At 43.3% G+C, this 17,744-nt stretch carries 17 protein-coding genes; 11 read left to right on the top strand and 6 right to left on the bottom strand.

The window, feature by feature from the left end:
* Nucleotides 1-11: 11 nt before the first annotated feature.
* Both FLAVO9R_RS19120 and FLAVO9R_RS19115 read left to right on the top strand, forming a co-directional pair.
* Nucleotides 12-1,913: an ATP-binding protein gene (locus FLAVO9R_RS19120; protein ID WP_159533914.1), complete on the top strand. Its 1,902-nt coding sequence runs from the start codon at nucleotides 12-14 to the stop codon at nucleotides 1,911-1,913.
* A 47-nt stretch (nucleotides 1,914-1,960) separates the two neighbouring features.
* Nucleotides 1,961-3,049, top strand: a complete 1,089-nt coding sequence (locus tag FLAVO9R_RS19115) for a GGDEF domain-containing protein (RefSeq protein WP_159533912.1) — start codon at nucleotides 1,961-1,963, stop codon at nucleotides 3,047-3,049.
* 23 nt (nucleotides 3,050-3,072) lie between these two features.
* Here FLAVO9R_RS19115 and FLAVO9R_RS19110 read toward each other — a convergent pair whose 3' ends face one another.
* The gene (locus FLAVO9R_RS19110) at nucleotides 3,073-4,071 is read right to left on the bottom strand and encodes an NADP-dependent oxidoreductase (protein WP_159533910.1); all 999 of its coding nucleotides are present in this window, start codon (nucleotides 4,069-4,071) and stop codon (nucleotides 3,073-3,075) included.
* Nucleotides 4,072-4,406: 335 nt separating this feature from the next.
* Between FLAVO9R_RS19110 and FLAVO9R_RS19105 the strand changes: the two genes are divergently transcribed.
* On the top strand, nucleotides 4,407-5,729 hold the full coding sequence (locus FLAVO9R_RS19105) for a porin (protein WP_159533908.1): 1,323 nt from the start codon (nucleotides 4,407-4,409) through the stop codon (nucleotides 5,727-5,729).
* Between the two features lie 74 nt (nucleotides 5,730-5,803).
* Here FLAVO9R_RS19105 and FLAVO9R_RS19100 read toward each other — a convergent pair whose 3' ends face one another.
* Nucleotides 5,804-6,688 (bottom strand): LysR family transcriptional regulator, encoded by an 885-nt coding sequence (locus FLAVO9R_RS19100; protein ID WP_159533906.1) that lies wholly within the window; start codon nucleotides 6,686-6,688, stop codon nucleotides 5,804-5,806.
* Nucleotides 6,689-7,041: 353 nt separating this feature from the next.
* Between FLAVO9R_RS19100 and FLAVO9R_RS19095 the strand changes: the two genes are divergently transcribed.
* Nucleotides 7,042-8,049, top strand: a complete 1,008-nt coding sequence (locus tag FLAVO9R_RS19095; RefSeq protein WP_159533904.1) for a 5'-methylthioadenosine/S-adenosylhomocysteine nucleosidase — start codon at nucleotides 7,042-7,044, stop codon at nucleotides 8,047-8,049.
* 134 nt (nucleotides 8,050-8,183) lie between these two features.
* Here FLAVO9R_RS19095 and FLAVO9R_RS19090 read toward each other — a convergent pair whose 3' ends face one another.
* Complete coding sequence (locus tag FLAVO9R_RS19090) at nucleotides 8,184-8,627, bottom strand: DUF2721 domain-containing protein (RefSeq protein ID WP_159533902.1); 444 nt, start codon at nucleotides 8,625-8,627, stop codon at nucleotides 8,184-8,186.
* A 279-nt stretch (nucleotides 8,628-8,906) separates the two neighbouring features.
* On the opposite strand from FLAVO9R_RS19090, the gene FLAVO9R_RS19085 reads away from it, so the two are divergent.
* Together FLAVO9R_RS19085 and FLAVO9R_RS19080 are read left to right on the top strand one after the other, a co-directional pair.
* Nucleotides 8,907-11,012 carry a TonB-dependent receptor gene (locus FLAVO9R_RS19085; RefSeq protein ID WP_159533900.1) on the top strand — a complete coding sequence of 702 codons (2,106 nt, stop codon included), beginning with the start codon at nucleotides 8,907-8,909 and terminating at the stop codon, nucleotides 11,010-11,012.
* Between the two features lie 241 nt (nucleotides 11,013-11,253).
* A complete protein-coding gene (locus FLAVO9R_RS19080) occupies nucleotides 11,254-12,546 on the top strand; it encodes an NAD(P)/FAD-dependent oxidoreductase (RefSeq protein WP_159533898.1) in 1,293 nt (430 codons plus the stop codon).
* Between the two features lie 95 nt (nucleotides 12,547-12,641).
* Here the strand turns inward: FLAVO9R_RS19080 and FLAVO9R_RS19075 are convergent, their stop codons facing one another.
* Both FLAVO9R_RS19075 and FLAVO9R_RS19070 read right to left on the bottom strand, forming a co-directional pair.
* Nucleotides 12,642-13,208, bottom strand: coding sequence for a YceI family protein (locus FLAVO9R_RS19075; protein WP_159533896.1), 567 nt, complete (start codon nucleotides 13,206-13,208; stop codon nucleotides 12,642-12,644).
* Between the two features lie 22 nt (nucleotides 13,209-13,230).
* Nucleotides 13,231-13,758, bottom strand: a complete 528-nt coding sequence (locus tag FLAVO9R_RS19070; RefSeq protein WP_159533894.1) for a cytochrome b — start codon at nucleotides 13,756-13,758, stop codon at nucleotides 13,231-13,233.
* 262 nt (nucleotides 13,759-14,020) lie between these two features.
* On the opposite strand from FLAVO9R_RS19070, the gene FLAVO9R_RS19065 reads away from it, so the two are divergent.
* The 4 genes from FLAVO9R_RS19065 (at nucleotide 14,021) to FLAVO9R_RS19050 (ending at nucleotide 16,063) form a co-directional block, all read left to right on the top strand.
* A complete protein-coding gene (locus FLAVO9R_RS19065; protein ID WP_159533892.1) occupies nucleotides 14,021-14,314 on the top strand; it encodes a hypothetical protein in 294 nt (97 codons plus the stop codon).
* A 51-nt stretch (nucleotides 14,315-14,365) separates the two neighbouring features.
* The gene (locus FLAVO9R_RS19060; RefSeq protein WP_159533890.1) at nucleotides 14,366-14,929 is read left to right on the top strand and encodes a CBS domain-containing protein; all 564 of its coding nucleotides are present in this window, start codon (nucleotides 14,366-14,368) and stop codon (nucleotides 14,927-14,929) included.
* Between the two features lie 173 nt (nucleotides 14,930-15,102).
* A complete protein-coding gene (locus FLAVO9R_RS19055; protein WP_159533888.1) occupies nucleotides 15,103-15,552 on the top strand; it encodes a hypothetical protein in 450 nt (149 codons plus the stop codon).
* Nucleotides 15,553-15,637: 85 nt separating this feature from the next.
* The gene (locus tag FLAVO9R_RS19050) at nucleotides 15,638-16,063 is read left to right on the top strand and encodes a hypothetical protein (protein WP_159533886.1); all 426 of its coding nucleotides are present in this window, start codon (nucleotides 15,638-15,640) and stop codon (nucleotides 16,061-16,063) included.
* A 43-nt stretch (nucleotides 16,064-16,106) separates the two neighbouring features.
* Here FLAVO9R_RS19050 and FLAVO9R_RS19045 read toward each other — a convergent pair whose 3' ends face one another.
* Entirely contained in the window at nucleotides 16,107-17,063 is a 957-nt protein-coding gene (locus tag FLAVO9R_RS19045; RefSeq protein WP_159533884.1) for an alpha/beta fold hydrolase, read from the bottom strand.
* Between the two features lie 138 nt (nucleotides 17,064-17,201).
* On the opposite strand from FLAVO9R_RS19045, the gene arfB reads away from it, so the two are divergent.
* Nucleotides 17,202-17,615, top strand: coding sequence for an alternative ribosome rescue aminoacyl-tRNA hydrolase ArfB (gene arfB, locus FLAVO9R_RS19040; protein ID WP_159533882.1), 414 nt, complete (start codon nucleotides 17,202-17,204; stop codon nucleotides 17,613-17,615).
* Nucleotides 17,616-17,744: the final 129 nt, after the last annotated feature.

Below are 17,744 nucleotides of genomic sequence, written 5' to 3'. Positions count from 1 at the left end.
ACCAGATATTTATGCGAATTAAGTCGAAGCTTTTAGCTATTTATATCCCCATTCTGTTTACAGGAATGGCGCTAACGGGCTATTGGGCCTATTTGACGGCTTATGAATCAGTGAGAGAGCGAGAGTATCAGTTACTGACTCAAACTCTGTCATTAACCTTTATTGAGTTTGTGCGAGAGCGGCACGATTTGTTAGTGGATTCGGGTTTAGAAAATGTGCCTGTATTTAGAGATGCCTATCAAAAAGAGGTATTTGACGAGTTAGCAGAGCTTCATCAGTCAACTGGTAAGCATTTTGCGGTAAGCGATAAGTCTACTGGCGCTGAGCTATTTAGTACCTATGAAGAGTGGGCGCCCATCAATACCGCTAACGCTAACATTACCACTATCAATGCTACCGATATTGCATTTGGCGAGTCTGAATGGAGAGACCAAGATGTACTCTTTGCCTGTAGTAAGTTCGACCCTTGGAACTGGAAGCTTACGGTTAGCCAATCTACCGATGAGCTAGAATTATCATTGTCAAAAATAGCCTGGCTGACCATTGCTATTACCTTGTTTACGGTGATTTTGGTGAGTTTATCTATAGGAAAAATTACCCAGTATTTTGTGATTTCCCCTATCGGCAAAATTAAGAATGCGACAAGCAGTATCGCAGGTAATCATAAACGGGTAAGCATTGATGTCAGCGGCAAAGATGAGTTGAGTGAATTAGCCCAAGATGTCGAAGCGATGTCTGCAGACATCGAAAATTATGTGGAACGGGCACAAGCTGCCAATAAAGCCAAAACGGACTTTCTTGCCGTCATGAGCCACGAAATTCGCACGCCGTTAAATGGTATTCAAGGGCTTGCTACTTTATTGCTAGATACGCCGTTAGATGACAAGCAAAAGCAATATGCTTCAGATTTACGCTCTTCAGCTACCATTCTTGCCAATGTGATCAATGACGTACTCGATTTATCCAAAATTGAATCTGGCATGTCAGACGTTGATGTGACTGAATTTAATTTAGATAGCATGCTGAACGATCTTATTACCTTGTTAGGTATTAATGCGAGTGCAAACCACACGCGGTTAGAATATAAAAGTAAGAATTTGGACTCGGTAATGGTCACGAGTGATGTGACTAAACTGCGCCAGATAGTGATTAACCTAGCCAGTAACGCCATCAAATTTACGCACAAAGGCACGGTGACGGTTACAGCGAGTCTTAAAAACGTAGCCGGTCCAACGGTAGAAGAAAACCGTTTAGTCATTTCTGTGAAAGATACAGGAATTGGTATAGAACCAGATAGGCTTGAACATATTTTCGATAAGTTTACTCAATCTGATTCTTCTATTTCCCGTCGTTATGGTGGTACCGGTTTAGGTTTATCCATTGCTAAAGAGCTATCGCAACTATTAGGTGGCGATGTCAAAGTGGCAAGCCAAGTGGGTGAAGGGTCGTGTTTCACAATGTCTGTCATGGTAAGCGCTCGTGTTATTGATAGCGCGTCACTGCAAGAAGCGCAAAGTAACCTAAATAAAAATATAATCCTTAAACCGGGTATTAGTGTATTACTGGCAGAAGACAATGCGATAAATGCTGTGGTGGCTCAAGCACTGTTAGAACAACTTGGGTGCACGGTTACTCATGTCGACAACGGTTTAAAAGCAGCCGTTAAAGTTGAAGAGGAAAAATTCGACGTTATCTTTATGGATATTCATATGCCTGTGATGGATGGTGTTGAAGCCACTAGACGCATTCGAAGTTTACCAAGTGACGCAAGCCAAGTCCCTATTATCGGGCTAACAGCAGAAGCCTTTAAAGAGCGCCATGACGCCTTTAAACAGGATGGTATGAACGACGTGGTCACCAAACCTATCACCATTGAAGCATTAAAAGATAGTCTACTTAAGCTAGTCTTATAGAAGCGTCTATACTTACTGAAAGAGGTTACCCATGTTGGGAGAAGCAGGTGGAAGTGGTTGGAAAGCATAGAGAGATTTTAAGACTTCGTGTTGCTCTTATTATCGGCGCTTTGTTGTTAGCCTCTTTTGTTCTCGCGGATATGGTGATGTTACCGTCCCCCTTGTACGAGTTTTATTTGCAAAACCGTCTTATGTATCAATTGCCCATCATTTTTACGGTTATTGTACTTTCGTTCTTTCGATTCTTTTATGCTGCCAAGAGCTGGATTTTTGCTGGGTTGATGGTGGTGTTAACTTTTGCGAATTATGTGCTTATTTACCAAAGTTGGGTATTACACCAATTTGCTTTTCCTTACGAGGGCACGATTTTATATGCATTCTATTGTGTATTCGCGTTGGGTGTTACTTACAAGCTGGCGCTGGTGGCATCGGTAATAAGCATCGCTGGGTTTATGGGGTTAATGGTAATAGCGCCGGTATATGGCGACCGCGTCATGATTTCAACGTCATTTGTGGTAGGCTCGTTATTTATATGTGCTTATGCAAAATATCGATTAGACAGAATAGTTATTCTTTTAAAATCAACAAATAAAAAGCTAAACACCTTAAGTCGAGAAGATCCGTTAACCAATCTTCTTAATAGACGCGCGCTGATGAAAGAAGGCGAGAGATTACTGTCGTTCAGTAAAAGGCAGAACCTTTCTTTCGCTGTATTTATGCTCGATTTAGACGACTTTAAGAAATACAACGATGCCTTCGGTCACCAACAAGGTGATGATGCCATTGTGGCGCAGGCCGATGTGATGCGCGCTGTATTTCAACGACAAACCGATATTTTGGGGCGTTATGGCGGCGAAGAGTTTATGGTTATTGTTAGTGGATTTTGCGCAAGGCAAGTAGAAAAAAGCTGCCAGCAAATACTCGATACATGGGATGAAAAAGCCTTACCACATGCACCAAATGCGTCAGCGAAAACCGTCTCTTGCTCTATTGGTGCAGTGGTTGTTAATAATGTGAAAGGGCAAACATTAGAAGGCTTAATTAACCAAGCTGATAATGAGCTTTACCAAGCAAAGTCTGCGGGGAAGGGGACTTATTTACTATCGACGCTAAGTGAAATTAGCGTCGATAGTTAATGTAGAAAACATAAGCGTTAGGCTTAAAGTTTAACGATCATTTTTCCTTTGTTATCTCCAGAAAACAGCATCTGCAAACCCGCTACTGCCGACTCGATCCCCTCAACCATATGAGAGCGATATTGAATCTTGCCTTGTTGTACGTAGGGCGATAGCTTTGCAACAAGTTGAGGTACTTCGCCCCAATGATCAGGCATGGCAAACCCGCGAACGTTAATGCGTTTTTTAATTAATGGGATCCAGTTCGGGCCGGGAGCAGGCTGTTCCGATTGATAATCGGCAATCATGCCGCAGACCACAATACGGCCATGCGTATTCATACGATTGAAAATATGATGTTGAATAGGGCCGCCGGTGTTTTCAAAGAACACGTCAATTTTATCGGGGGTGAGCTCAGTTAATTTCGCTTCTAAATCGTCAGTTTTGTAGTTTACGGCACCGTCGAAGCCGAGTTCGTTGATAATCCAGTCTGCTTTTTCATCACTGCCTACTACGCCAATAACGCGAAGGCCGTCTGCTTTTGCGAGCTGACCAACTATCGAGCCTACTGAGCCAGCAGCGCCAGTGACAACCAAGGTTTCACCTTCTTTAGGCTCACCAAAGTTATATAAGCCCGTGGTAGCGGTTAAACCAGGAAGCGCAAATACGCAAAGGGCCATTTCTTCGGTAATACCTGGCTGAAGTTTATTGAAGCCTTCACCACTACTCACCAAGTATTCTCGCCAGCCGGTCATCCCCATGACTTTGTCGCCAACAGAGAAATCCGCGTTATTAGACTCTATTACTTCACCCACACCGCTTGAGCGCATGACTTCACCAAGCTCGACAGGAGGGATGTAACTTTCACGATCTTCACTCATCCAACCTAGCATTGCAGGGTCGAGTGACATGTAAGTTTGTTTGATCAGTATTTCACCTTCACCCGGAGAAGGAATAGCTTGCTCACGAGTTTCGAACAAATGGGGACCAATTTTTCTATCGTTTGGGCGATTGACCAATAGAATTTCTTTATTGTTAGACATGTGAATCTCTCCTAAGACGGTTGAAATTATCTCGTACTATTGTTGTGGGGCTAGAAACTGCTTATACAAGCGTAATCGCTAGATAGGTCAAAAATAGCGTGTTTAATCAAGTCTCCTCCAATTGATTAGGGTGATAGGTAGACTCTCTCATTCACAAATAGTGTCAATTTTTGCAATCTATTATTTTCAAAATGTTTACAACTTCTTTAATTGTGTCGCTAAAATTGTAAAAAATGCGATAAAACAGCGTGAATGGCGTTAACTTGCATTGAACAAAACATACCGTAACCGTAGAATGCGCCACTGCATATTTCCTGTTCTATAAGAGTATTTTTATGAAGCAACATTTTTCTTTACGCGCCTCTGTATGCTTAGCACTCGCCTCTATGGCATCTTCTTCTGTGCTAGCTGCTGGTTTCCAAGTAAACGAGCATAGTGCGAATGGTTTTGGCCGCGCGATGGCGGGCCAAGCGGCAACGCCTGAAAATGCATCAATTCTTGCTACTAACCCTGCTGCTATTACTGAATTTAAAACTGCCCAGTTCAGTGCGCAGGTAAGCTACATCAACCCACAAATTGATATTCGTGGTGATATGGATGTTGCTGTGTATAACGAAAGCGGTGAAGTGCTGTTTGCTAATACTTATGATGCGAGTGAAGAAGATATTGCTACCACTGCTGTAGTGCCTTCTTTTTTCTATACTGCACCGGTTAACGACAAGGTGTCTTGGGGTATCGGCGCGTTCTCTAACTACGGCCTCGCTACCGACTACAGCAATAGCTATAACGGTTTGCACTTTGCTGATGACGCTGAAGTAACTTCATTTACACTAAACCCTGTTGTGGCTTATAAAGTAAACAACACGTTAAGCTTAGGTTTTGGCCTTAATGTGACCTACGCGGAAGCCGAAATTGGTACTGCTATTCCTCAAGCATTTGGTGCGTTGCTTGGCAGCGATGCACTAGGTAATGCAACTATCGTTAAGATGTCTGGTGACGATGTTGGCTTTGGTTGGAATGTTGGCGCGTTATGGCAAGCCACTGAGACGACTAAGTTGGCGTTTAGCTACCGAGCTGAAACTGAACTAGAGCTTGAAGGTGAAATTGAATCAGATCTAGGTGTTATTATTCCTGCAGTGGCAGAGCTATACAACCAAGGCGGTTCACTAGACCTTGATTTAGCTGCAATCACTGAAGTGGCTATTAACCAACAGCTTAACGATGAGTGGTCAGTGCAAGCCAGTGTTGTATTCACTGAGTGGAGTGCATTTGATAAGTTGAATGCAGAGCTTGATAGCGGTGACGATTTGCTACTTAAAGAAGAAGATTTCGAAGATTCATTCCGCGTAAGCGTAGGTGGAACCTACCTTTATAGTGACAAGGTTACCCTTCGTGCTGGCTACGCATACGATGATGGTGCTGTTAGCTACGAACACCGCTCGTTGAGTATTCCAGACACCGATCGTCATTGGTACACTGTAGGTGCAACATACGCATTAACTGAAAGCACCAGCATTGATATGGCTTATGCTTATATTAAAGGTCGTGAAGCGGCAGTTAGCCAGCAGCGCACTATTGGTACTATTGTCAGTGATCTTACGGCTACTGAGCATGCTAAAGCGAACGTATTTAGCTTACAGATAAATACCAGCTTCTAAGCAAATTTGATAAGAAAAAGGGCATCATATTGATGCCCTTTTTTATACTTCAGAAAGCGTCTATTTCGTATAACCTAAATCTCAGAGAACCAGTCTTGCAAGCATGTAATGGCTGCACTTATTTTGGCTGGCACCAGTTCACGTTTGGGCGTAACCGCGTAAACGGTGTAGTCAGGTAAAGACCACTCAGTAAATAGCTGTTTCATTGAACCGTCAGTAAGTAAGTGTCGCACCTCAGGCTCTGGCAGTACGGCATATCCTAGTCCGTCACGCGTAAGCTGAATCAAAGTTTGCATTGAATCCAGTTCAATGCGGCTAGATGTCAATGGGACTTTGCCTAATGTACTGTGTTTTATGACATATTCCTCTATGTGTCGATGAGACATATAGGAATATTCTTGCAATATTGCAGGTGACTCCAAATGGGATTTAGCCAACGGGTGGTCTGCCGATGCACACAGAATACGTCGCCATGTGGCCAATTCCAAACTGCTGAAATTAGTATCAGAAACCGGGGTGAATCCAAGCAGCAAGTCGGCACCAGATACAATAATATCTGTAGGCCTATCGGTAAGGGTTAGCGAGATATCTATTTTCGGAAAATCTTCACTTAACTTACGTAATGGCTGGCTTAGCAAGCCTCCACCAAAACCTTCTGGGGCAATAATATTCACTTTGCCTGAAGGTGCGTCTTGCAACGTTTCAATACGTTCTTGCGCTTCAATCGCGGTATTTAACATCTTTTTGCTGGTGTCGTAATAGATCCTTCCAGCCTCGGTAAGGCTCAAGTTTCGGGTATTACGATTAAATAAACTCAGCCCAATGTCTTGTTCAAGTTTTCTTAGTTGTTGGCTAATTGCCGAAACGGTCATATGCAGGTTTCGGGCTGCAATACTCATGCTACCGCTTTCAGCGACCTCAACAAAAATTTGCAGAGAGCGAAGTAGTTTCATGTTCATTGGTAATTGTATCCTCATCGATACGAGTCAGTTGTTCTCGCGTTGCTTTTTTAAGTCCTTTTATGTCCTATAAATGTAATCCAATAAGGGAAACTCTACATCCGTGTTCAGCTTATGAAACTGCAACTAAGCGCGTTTTATTCTATTGAGGACAAAGATCTAGGTTAAAAAGGAGAATAGAACGCCCCTCGACAAATGGAGTTTGTTAGGGGGTTGTATCCAGTGTTTTTAATATTTGTAAAATGCCGATATAACACTTTCTTTCATACCGAAAGCTGGTACGTTAAGAATTAACAGCGCACAGGCTATTGCCTCTGCCACTTCCAATAAAAAACTGAATAAGAATGGTGATTATGAAACTTCGCGTTATTTCGTTTCTGCTGTGTATGTCATTTGTTGTGGTGATATTAGGGTGTGCCAGCACTTCATCCGTAACTCAGCCTCAATATGGCCCAGTATCTTTTACTGGCGATGAATTTACCGCAGTTATGGTTGCCTACGCACCAGAAATGGAGGGGATTTTGGGAAGAATCGACTCTGATCCTAATGCACAAATTCATACCACCACCACAATAAAAGGTATTACTTATCGCATTGGCACCTACCACGATGAACCTATTCTTGTTTTCGCTACTGGAATGAGTATTGCCAACGCGGCCATGTCGACACAAATGGCGCTCGATTATTTCCCGGTTAAACAGGTGGTTTATATGGGCATAGCAGGAGCCGTAAACCCCAAGTGGCAACCAGGTGATGTTATTGTGCCAGAGCGTTGGTACTACCATGATGAAAGTGTTTACACCAATGAAGACTCTGAAAGTCCAGGTAAGTATGTATTACCAGAATACTACGCTAAGTTTATGGAAGAGCAGCCAGCACGCTTAGCAGAAGACCCACATTATCCTAAATACAAGCCTTTCCAGTTTATTCACCCTGACGAAGTGCTTATTACAAAAGACGGTATGGAAAAGCCAGAAGATACGGCTTACTTTACCGCATCATCTAGATTATTGAACGCAGCAAAAACCGCCATGGATGCGATGCCAGTTCAGCGTATTTTGAACGAACGTGATGCCAAGCTTCATGTAGGTGGAAATGGTGTTACAGGCTCAGTGTTTATGGATAACCGAGAATATCGTAAGTGGGTTCGAGATGTTTTCACGGCTGAAGTCACCGAAATGGAATCTACTGCGATTGGCCAAGTATGCACAATTAACGATGTGGATTGGGTCATCATTCGGGCTATCAGTGATTTAGCGGGTGGCCAAGAAGGCGTAAATACAGAAAATTTGTATGATAAAGAAGTGTCTCGTGTAGGCGCGAATGTATTATTTGCTGTGCTAGACGAGTTAGCTGAATAGATAGATTCTGATCTATTCAGAAGGCTGCATAGAACAGTGGCCGAGGATGAATAACATCCTTTCAAATACAAAGGGCGAGGCAGACTTATTACATTATCGAGTTTGCCTCGCTTTTTTGTTTTCTCTTTAGCTTTTTAGCGAATAGTACGCACCATATTGATGGTGGTGGTAGCCAGTTTTACTTCAACTAGAAAAACAACAAGCGCACAAATTAGAAACATCATTGCCAGTATAAATAGCGAAATAACGGGGGTTTTTAAATCGACAATCCACAAAGAACCAGCAAACAAAGCCACAATAACGGTGCACACCATTAGCCCCGAAGCCACGCATAAGCCAATGGCCCAGTTGATGACTTTCACCCTGCGCCAAAGTACTTTTATTTCTCGCTTTGAACGGTCAACAATATGAGGGTCTGAGAGGGTATGAATTTGTCTTTCCGCTACTCTTACTCTATCTGATATCCTGCCAAGTCGAGACGACATAACGTTTAAAAAACCCGCTATACCTGTCAGTAAAAAAACAGGGGCTACCGCAAATTCAATAAGTTGAGATAGGCTAGGTATTAAGGTATCCAAAAATTACCTCCGGTAATACATTGCTGCTGTGCTATCGCATTGACGCAGCTTATACGTAGATTAGCCCATTAGCGAGAAGAAGTACTGAGTGGTGGGTTAAGGCTTGCAACCAGTTTCCATGCCTCACCATCTTCGTTTTAGTGGCTAAGTCATTACTTTTACTATTCATCGCTAAATAGTTAACGATACAATTGGCGTTATAGCTAGCACCAATGTTGTGGTCGAATGACACACATTATACGTATGTTAATCTCGCCAAATCTATAGAAAGGACAAGCAATGAGCTCCACATTCAGGTTATTTTTACATAGCCTTAGTACCGTAACTGTCGTGTCATTTTCTTTTTTTGCTGCCGCGCAAACCCCAGAGGGCTCGAACAGTGGAAGAAGCGTAGAAGCAATAGAACGTGTGGTAACAACGGGAAGCAGAATTGCTAATTCCACCTCCAACGTAGGGTATGTGGTGTCCACGGTTTCAAGCGACGACATAAACTTTGTGTCGCCAAGCCATATACAAGAAGTGTTGAATTTTATTGCAGGCGCTGGTGTTCAGCGAGGTAATGGGCAGGAATACCTACCTGCATTACGCTCGCCGGTGCTCACGGGAGCTGGGGCGTGTGGCGGTATATTGGCCGCTGAAGATAACATTCCTTTACGCGCAGCAGGTTTTTGTAATATTAACGAGCTGTTCGAAGCGCATGGTGAAATGGCAGAACGCATAGAGGTGTTAAAAGGTCCTGCTTCCCCCTTGTATGGCGCTAACGCTATTCACGGCGTGATTAATGTTATAACCCCCGATGTAACCCAAGATACTGCCTTATATGGAATTGATTATGGTTCTTATGGTTATAGCAGGCTGAAACTGCGGCAAGGAAAAGACTTTGGTGAGTCTGGTATAGGCATTAACGCGAGTATTACCCGCGACGGCGGGTATCGAGACGAAGAAAGTGTAGATCAAGAAAAGGTTAATCTCAGGCATCGATACGAAGTTGATAACCTAAAAGTAACCAGTGGGTTGACGTACACCCATTTAGATCAAGAAACCGCCGGTTACATTACCGGATTTGAAAGCTATAAAGATGAAGATATCGCCCAAGGTAACGACAACCCTGAAGCCTTTCGAAAAGCGAAAAGTTTGCGTGTATGGAGCAAAGTAGATGTGGCGTTAAGCGGCGACAACGCACTGTCTATTACGCCGTATTATCGCGATCAAAGCATGGAATTTCGCATGCACTTTTTACCTGGTACACCGCTTGAAGAAAATGAACAAGAAGGGTTTGGTGTACTTTCCCAGTATCACCATGTGGTGAACAACACGTTAAGTTTTGATGCTGGGTTAGACGCTGAATATACCCAAGGTAGCTTGGTGCAAGCACAAGACGGCGCTACGACTGGCTCTGCATTCTTAGTGGAAACCGTACCAGCAGGGCTTCATTACGACTACCAAGTAGACGCTACCCTTTATGCGCCGTTCATTGCGCTAAATTGGCAACAAGCGGCGTGGGCAGTGTCATTAGGTGGTCGGTATGAGTATATGGATTACGATTACACCAATAACATGATATCAGGCCGCACTCGTGATGATGGAACCGAATGTGGTTTTGGTGGTTGCCGATACGCAAGGCCTGAAAGCGGCACCAACGATTACAGTAATTTTAGCCCTAAACTCTCGGTGAGCTTTCAAAGCAGTGAAACAACCCAGTGGTATGCAGGGTTATCGAGAGGTTACCGTGCCCCGCAAGCAACCGAACTTTATAGGTTACAGCGCGATCAACAAATTGCCGACTTAGACTCTGTCATCGCCACCAATGTAGAAGTTGGTGTTAAAGGGCAACACCAAGCATTTCGCTATGTGGTATCTGTTTATAGCCTAACCAAAGATAATGTAATTTATCGTGATAGTGATTTTTTCAATGTAAGCAATGGAGAAACCTGGCACAGAGGAGTCGAGTTAACTCTAAACTATCAAATTAGCCAAGGTTTTGATGTTGCATTTGCAGGAAGCTATGCCAAACATACCTATGAGCACAGTGAACGTGTGGGGGAAGTCGATATTAGGGGCAACGATATTGATACTGCGCCAAACCTTACCTTTAATACCCGCTTAGGGTACACGTTCACCGAAAGCACTCGAGCTGAACTTGAGTGGCAGCATATCGATGAATACTATACCGATGCTGAAAACCTCAACGAGTACGAAGGCCATGATTTATTGAATCTACGTGCCTCTTGGGCAATTTCGCCTAAAATCTCAGTGTATGCAAGAGTGAATAACTTACTCGATACCGCCTACGCCGAACGTGCTGATTACACCTCGTTTACCGCAGATAGGTACTTTCCTGGGCGGCCAAGAAACGTGATGTTTAGCGTTGATTATCAGTATTAGTTAAAACCATTATCTACTCTGGTATAAAAAGCGGTAGCCTGTAGTTCACGGTTACCGTTTTTGCTTTTTTGTCGTACGCCCTGCGAGAACCACCCTGTCAGGCTTGCGAGAGTATGCGTTCAGGCGTACTGTTAGCCTCACTCATGCAGCGGATACCGTTAGTCGCGCCAGGTATATCATTTCAATAATCTTGGATTATGAAAGATGAGATACGTGGAATGATTAAATTATAGGTAAACCCATGCAAAAAATAGTTGTTGTCGGCGGTGGCGCTGGAGGTCTTGAACTCGTAAGCCGCTTAAGCCGCACCCTCGGGAGAAAGAACGAAGCAGAAATAACCCTAGTTGATAGAAGTCGTACCCACATTTGGAAGCCCTTGCTTCATGAAGTGGCTGCTGGCGTTATAGACAAGCACTCAGATGGTGTTGATTATGCTATTCATGCTGCTGCACATCACTACCGTTTTCAGTTAGGGAGTATGTGTGCCATTAACGCAGAAACCAAAACTATTACGCTTGCACCTTTATTTGATGATGAAGGTGTGTCGATTTTACCGGAGCGTGAAATACCTTACGACCAACTAATATTGGCTATTGGTAGTGTCAGCAACGATTTTGGTACCCCCGGTGTTGCGCAACATTGCTACTTTCTTGATTCACTGGTTCAAGCTGAACGCTTTCACAAAGGGTTGCTGAATCAGCTAATTCGTATTAACCAGCAAGAAGATGAGAATAGCTTTATTAAAGTGGCTATTGTGGGCGCGGGAGCGACGGGTACTGAATTAGCCGCTCAGCTACATCATGTTGCTAACTTATCCAAAACTTACGGCATGCCCGGTATGTCAGCATCCCGTTTAAAGATAACCATTGTAGAAGCCGGTGAGCGGATATTGCCCGCACTACCTGAGCGCATCGCCAATTCTGCTCGTAAGGCGCTGCATAAACTCGGTGTAGACATCAAAGAAAGCACGATGGTGGCAGAGGCTGATGAAAATGGCCTTATCACTAAAGATGGAAGCCGTGTGGATGCTGATTTGATGGTATGGGCGGCAGGGGTGAAAGCGCCTGACTTCGTAACCGAAATGGGCATTTTTGAGACCAATCGCGCAAACCAAATTCTTGTTAATGAGCACTTACAAAGCACTGGTGACGGTAATATTTGGGTCATTGGTGATTGCTGTGGCTTCAAGCAAGAAAACGGAAAGTGGGTGCCGCCTAGAGCGCAGTCTGCACATCAAATGGCAAACACGGCGGCAGAAAACATTATTGCATTGCAGCGGGGTAAAGCGCTAAAAGGCTATGTATATAAAGACTATGGTTCGTTAGTGCATTTAAGTAACTACAGTACAGTGGGCAGTTTGATGGGCTCGTTATCAAATTCAAGTATGTTTATTGAAGGTCGTTTAGCCAAATTGGTTTATATCTCTTTATACAACATGCACCAATTTGCGGTACACGGAAAGCTTAGAGGCGCACTTAAGCTGCTACTTAAGAAGCTTAGTTATGCGATTAGCCCTAAGTTAAAGCTACACTGATGTCTCAGGGTAAGACTGATGCCTAGGTAAACATTTTGCCTGTAAACGTAAAAAGCCCGCATCAGCGGGCTTTTTTATTTTATAAGCGAAAAGCGTTACTGTTTAACGCCTTCAACATGAAGTGAAAGCTCAACGGTTTGTGACGCGGGACCTAAGTCGTAGTCGATGCCATAGTCTTTTAGCGCAATAGTGGTAGTGCCTGAGAAGCCGGCGCGGTAACCGCCCCAAGGATCGCTACCTTCACCAATTTTTTTAGCTTCAATAGTCACAGGCTTAGTGACACCATGCAGCGTTAGGTTACCCATGATGTCTAACATGCCATTACCCTTGTCAGCCACTTTAGTACTAACGAATTTAGCTTCTGGGAAGTCGTCTGCATTTAAAAAATCATCACCTCTTAAATGCTTATCACGTTCTGAGTGGTTTGAATCTATGCTATCGGTATCGATAGTCACTGACACAGACGCTGCAGCAGGGTTATTTTCATCGTAGCTAAATGTGCCTTTAAAGTCGTTAAAGCGTCCAGTGAGCCATGAATAACCTAAATGCTGAATTTTAAAATTAACTGATGCATGAGCACCTTTTGAGTCAATAATATAATCAGCGGCGTGAGCTGAACTTAGCGACATGGCCGCGACTAACGCAAGTGTTAACTTCTTCATAAAATCTCCTTAATATAAGTATTTAGCGAAGCCTTAACATCTGCTTCAGTGTGTCGTCTTTCTCAATAAAATGATGTTTCAATGCCGCCAACCCATGTAAAGAAGTCAGCGCGATTAATGTCCAAGCAAGGTAGAAATGCACCTCGCCAGCAAGGTCTTCTTGATTTTCAATAAACTCTCCAAATCCTGGTACCGCAAACCAGTTGAATACATCTATGGCTCTGCCATCGGCCGCTGAAATAAGATAGCCCGAGGTAAAAAGCGCTAAAAGGACAAGGTAAATAGCACGGTGTCCTAATTTACTGGCCAACGTCTCAAACTTGCTTCCAAAGGCCGGTGGTCTTTGTGTAAATGCACGTGCAATAAGCCTTACTAAAGTCATTGCGAACAATAGTAACCCTACACTTTTGTGCCAATGGGGCGCGGTTTTGTACCAATCGCTATAGTAGGTCAAATCTACCATCCACAACCCAGAAGCAAACATACCTATCACTACCAGTAAGGTAAGCCAGTGAACTAAGACAAGCCAAAGAGGCCAACGTTTTTTCATAACTGAAATAAGCAATAGAACCAAATTATAGGGATAGTCTACTGGAACAACAGAAGAGTAAATATTGCAAAGCTTATAACAGTGCGTTCTATTTATTAGAATGAACCCGTAAGGTGTAACCAAAGCTATACTTGGTAATTAGAAAATAAGCGATAAATCGTCTAAAAATTGAGGCGGGTTTAAGTGATAGTGAACAAAAAAGCCATATAGTAATAATTAGGGGCAGCTAACCCGCTCACTTAATATCGCTGGAGTTCTTCTTTTGAATCTTTTGCTATTGCTACTAACCATGTCGTTCCTAGTACCTGAAAATGGTGCTGGCAATGTATTGAGCAAAGATTACTCGCAAGTATCGAATGACATCAGCATTCAATATTTAGCCTCTTCAAATCAAGAGCAAGCCAGTGACAAAGACGAGCTTGATGATGGCGCCTACTTTTTAAGTGCTTTCTTCGCGAGCACGACTGTTCCCAGCACTCGTTATTTTGCTTATACCCTTATCAGCGATGCAAACTTTGCAGCGCATCCCATTCGCGCTTCACCCCATCTTAGTTAGACAAAATATTTATCCATCTATTAAATTTGTTAACTATTTAAGGGGAAGGTAATGCATACCTTACAACTTCATAAAACCGATGCCGCCGATCGTCTAGCTTGGCCTGTAGTTGAAAACAAAGTGTCTGTCACATCATCAGCGATGGCGGTATTCACAGACTTCAAACAATACATGCCGCACGTTATTGACGAAAATGCACCCGCCACACGCGTCGAAAAAATCATGCGCCAATCTCATGTGCGTATGATGCTGGTGGTAGATGCCAATAATGCATTCACCGGCATTGTTACGTCACAAGACGTAAGCGAACAGCATATTGTGCAGAAAATTGCTGAATTAAAAGTGCCTAGAGACGGCTTAGTGGTGCGTGATTTCATGCAGGCGAAAACGTCTTTAATGTCATTCGATTTCACAGAATTGACAAAATCGTCAGTGGGAGATGTGGTAGAAACACTTAAAGACTATGGGCAGCATCATTGCCTAGTTCTGGACAGAGACTCTCACGAAGTACGGGGTGTTATTAGCGTTAGCGATATCGCCCGTGAATTGAGAGCACCGCTTGATGTTCAAGATAAGCCCACGTTTTCTCAGTTGATTCGAGTGTTGGCCGCGTAGCTAAGTTCATAATATTACCATGACCGAGGCTTTCGACAATGCCCGCTGTCGCTTGAGATAACCGGTTTTGATATCAGGCCCTCACCATTGTTGAGGGCCCCAAGCTTACTTTATTTCGAATCTTGAAATCATTGTCTATAGTTTGGTTGTGTAGTATTGCAGTGCAGAGAATTATGAAACCAGTACATGGCTCCTTTGTTGTTACTCGGTGTGGGAACGTTATGCTTACTCAAGCTTACGGACCTTGGAACAGTGAGTGTGTTGATGGCTTAGTACTTGATTATAGAGGTAAGTCTATCAATATGCATGGTAGCCGCTGGGGGGATATCGTGATTCTAGAAGGAGAATCCTTGCTAATTCCGGATGCTGAGAGCCTTCTCGCTGAACGTATATCCGCAGTACGTCACCTTGGACTAAGTCATTTGGCGTTAGTACTTGAATCATCATTCGTAAAATCAACAACCCGAAATCAACTTGACGCGGTATACCGCCAAACAGGTGTGGACTTTTCTTTCTATGATACCTATGCAGAAGCAAGGGCGTGGTTAACTCATTTAGGTTACACCCTTGATGAAGAAGCAGAGCGCGGCCACTTTGTGAAAACCAAACAACATTGCCAGTAGTTGCATGAAACTCAGCAAGTTGGAATGATTTTCGCAATGTTCTCGATAAGGAAGTGTTTTAAACGACTTAAATCGAGGCCAAACTATGATCCATAGCACCTATCCACCCAGTGTTGTTATAAAAGCTTTCACTTGGGCTTACCAAGAAGTTGGCTTGAATCAAGCAGAGGCTGCTGATTTACTTGGCGTTTCTGAAACATCCCTATCGCAAACTACTCTGCTTGGATTCGAGCACGGAACAACAGAGTATCGTAGACAGCTCTCTTTCATCCGTATGTATCATTTACTCATTGCGTTGTCAGAAGGGGACAGTGAGGCTATGCAATTATGGTTTCAGCAATACCAGAGTGGAATAAGAACCTCGCCTAAAAACCTGTGTTTTACATCAGACGGTATTGAAAAAGTGACTGATTACTTACGCGAGCTAAAGCAAACGGCTGAGTTAAGGCCAAGTCTGTCACATTTACGAAGTGCTAGCGTAAGCACTGCTGCTAGAGTGGTTACGCATTAGACGTATTACGCGGAGCATAAACAGGACGAGAAACTTAGTTTTGTTAAGAGCGCTTACTCTGTGCGTTTACGCCGTTCACTTTGTTGATAAAATTAAAACAGGCTTCTGGCTGTGTATTAATTATCATGTGCCCCGCGTTGGGGATCACCTCAGCCATACTATTGGGAAGCGACGCAGCAATATAAGACATATGCGCGTCGGGTGATAAAATGGCATCTTGTTCACCGTACAAAATACCCACCGGGCAAGAAATTTTGTCGTAATGTTCGAACTGTTTATACAAACTTTCTGTGGAAGCTACCATGTCACAGCTAGCTTGATAAAAGCTCTCTGAATGAAGCGCCAGTGCACCACCGCTTTCACTTCCAAAATTTGAGGGTACCCGCTCTGGGAAAAAGATTTGAGCGACCTGCTTTTTACCAAGAAATATACGCAGTGGTGCGGCCAGTGTACTACTAATAATACTGCGCAACCCTTGGTAAGGAATGTACAGCACAGACAATGGACCAGGTCCTTTCGTTAAGGGGACGGTTAAGGGGCAAAGCAGCGAGATTGATTTAATTCTATCCGGTGCATCCAGCGCCATGCGTAAAGCAATAGCGCCTCCCATAGAGTGCCCTGCAACAAAAGCTTCATGTATGTTCAACTGCGACATCCAATCTAAAATAGCGGCACTTTGAACGTTAAAATCTGCCGATGTGTTACGATGACGGGTAGAAAAGCCGCTTCCAGGGCGATCAATACTATACACGGTATAATGCTTGGCTAACTGATTCGCTAAGGCAGTAAAATTAAGCGCATTCCCGGATAGGCCGTGGATAAGAATAAGAGTAGGACCATCCCCTTGTTTGGTGTAGTGAATCTTTTCTTGCTGCACGTTTGAAAATTGGCCAGGTGGGCGGAAGCTTTTTTCGATTTTCTTATCGATGTGTTGAGTAAAAAACCATGACGCCAGTAACAGGCAGAAGGCAAATGCGACAACAATATAAATGATCACCACAATGTGTTTCCTTTATTAGTGTAATTAGTAAACTAATAAGAAATGAATAAACAGTCAATGTAAGCCTTTTTCAGAGGCTAAAAGTACAATGTATAAACCGTCAAATAACGTACAAGTGAAGAATTTAACCGTTAAGCTATGATTACGATTACCCCTACTATCACGCTAGAAGATAGCGACATTGAAATGCAAGCCATTAGAGCACAAGGTGCTGGCGGGCAAAATGTGAATAAAGTGAGCAGTGCTATCCATCTGCGCCTCGATATACCTGCTTCATCTTTGTCTCAAGAGGTGAAAGATACGTTGCTAAATACAAAAGACAGTCGAATTTCGAACGACGGTGTTTTTGTTTTAAAAGCACAAAATTCTCGAACCCAAGAACAGAATCGGGAAGATGCCATTGTACGTTTAAAAGCGTGGATAGTCAGTGCCACTAAAAAACAGAAACCAAGGAAGGCAACCCGCATGAGTCGAGCGGTTAAAGCGAGGCGTGGCGAGGCCAAAAAGCAACAAAGTGTGAGAAAGTCTATGCGGAAAAAAGTGGATATTTAACCTTCTTTAGCCTAAAGTATAGCTCTTCAGCGACGTCGTTTCGTAAAATGAATGGAACATTCTACGTATTAATGAGTTAAATACGAAAAATATACGATTAAAGAATACGTTTTGCGCTCAAGCTGTTAT

It is taken from the genome of Alteromonas sp. 38 (genome assembly GCF_902506055.1).
GTDB lineage: Bacteria > Pseudomonadota > Gammaproteobacteria > Enterobacterales > Alteromonadaceae > Alteromonas > Alteromonas lipotrueae.
Note: the sequence above shows the minus strand (reverse complement) of the source record. Positions and strands in the feature narration are given on the sequence as shown.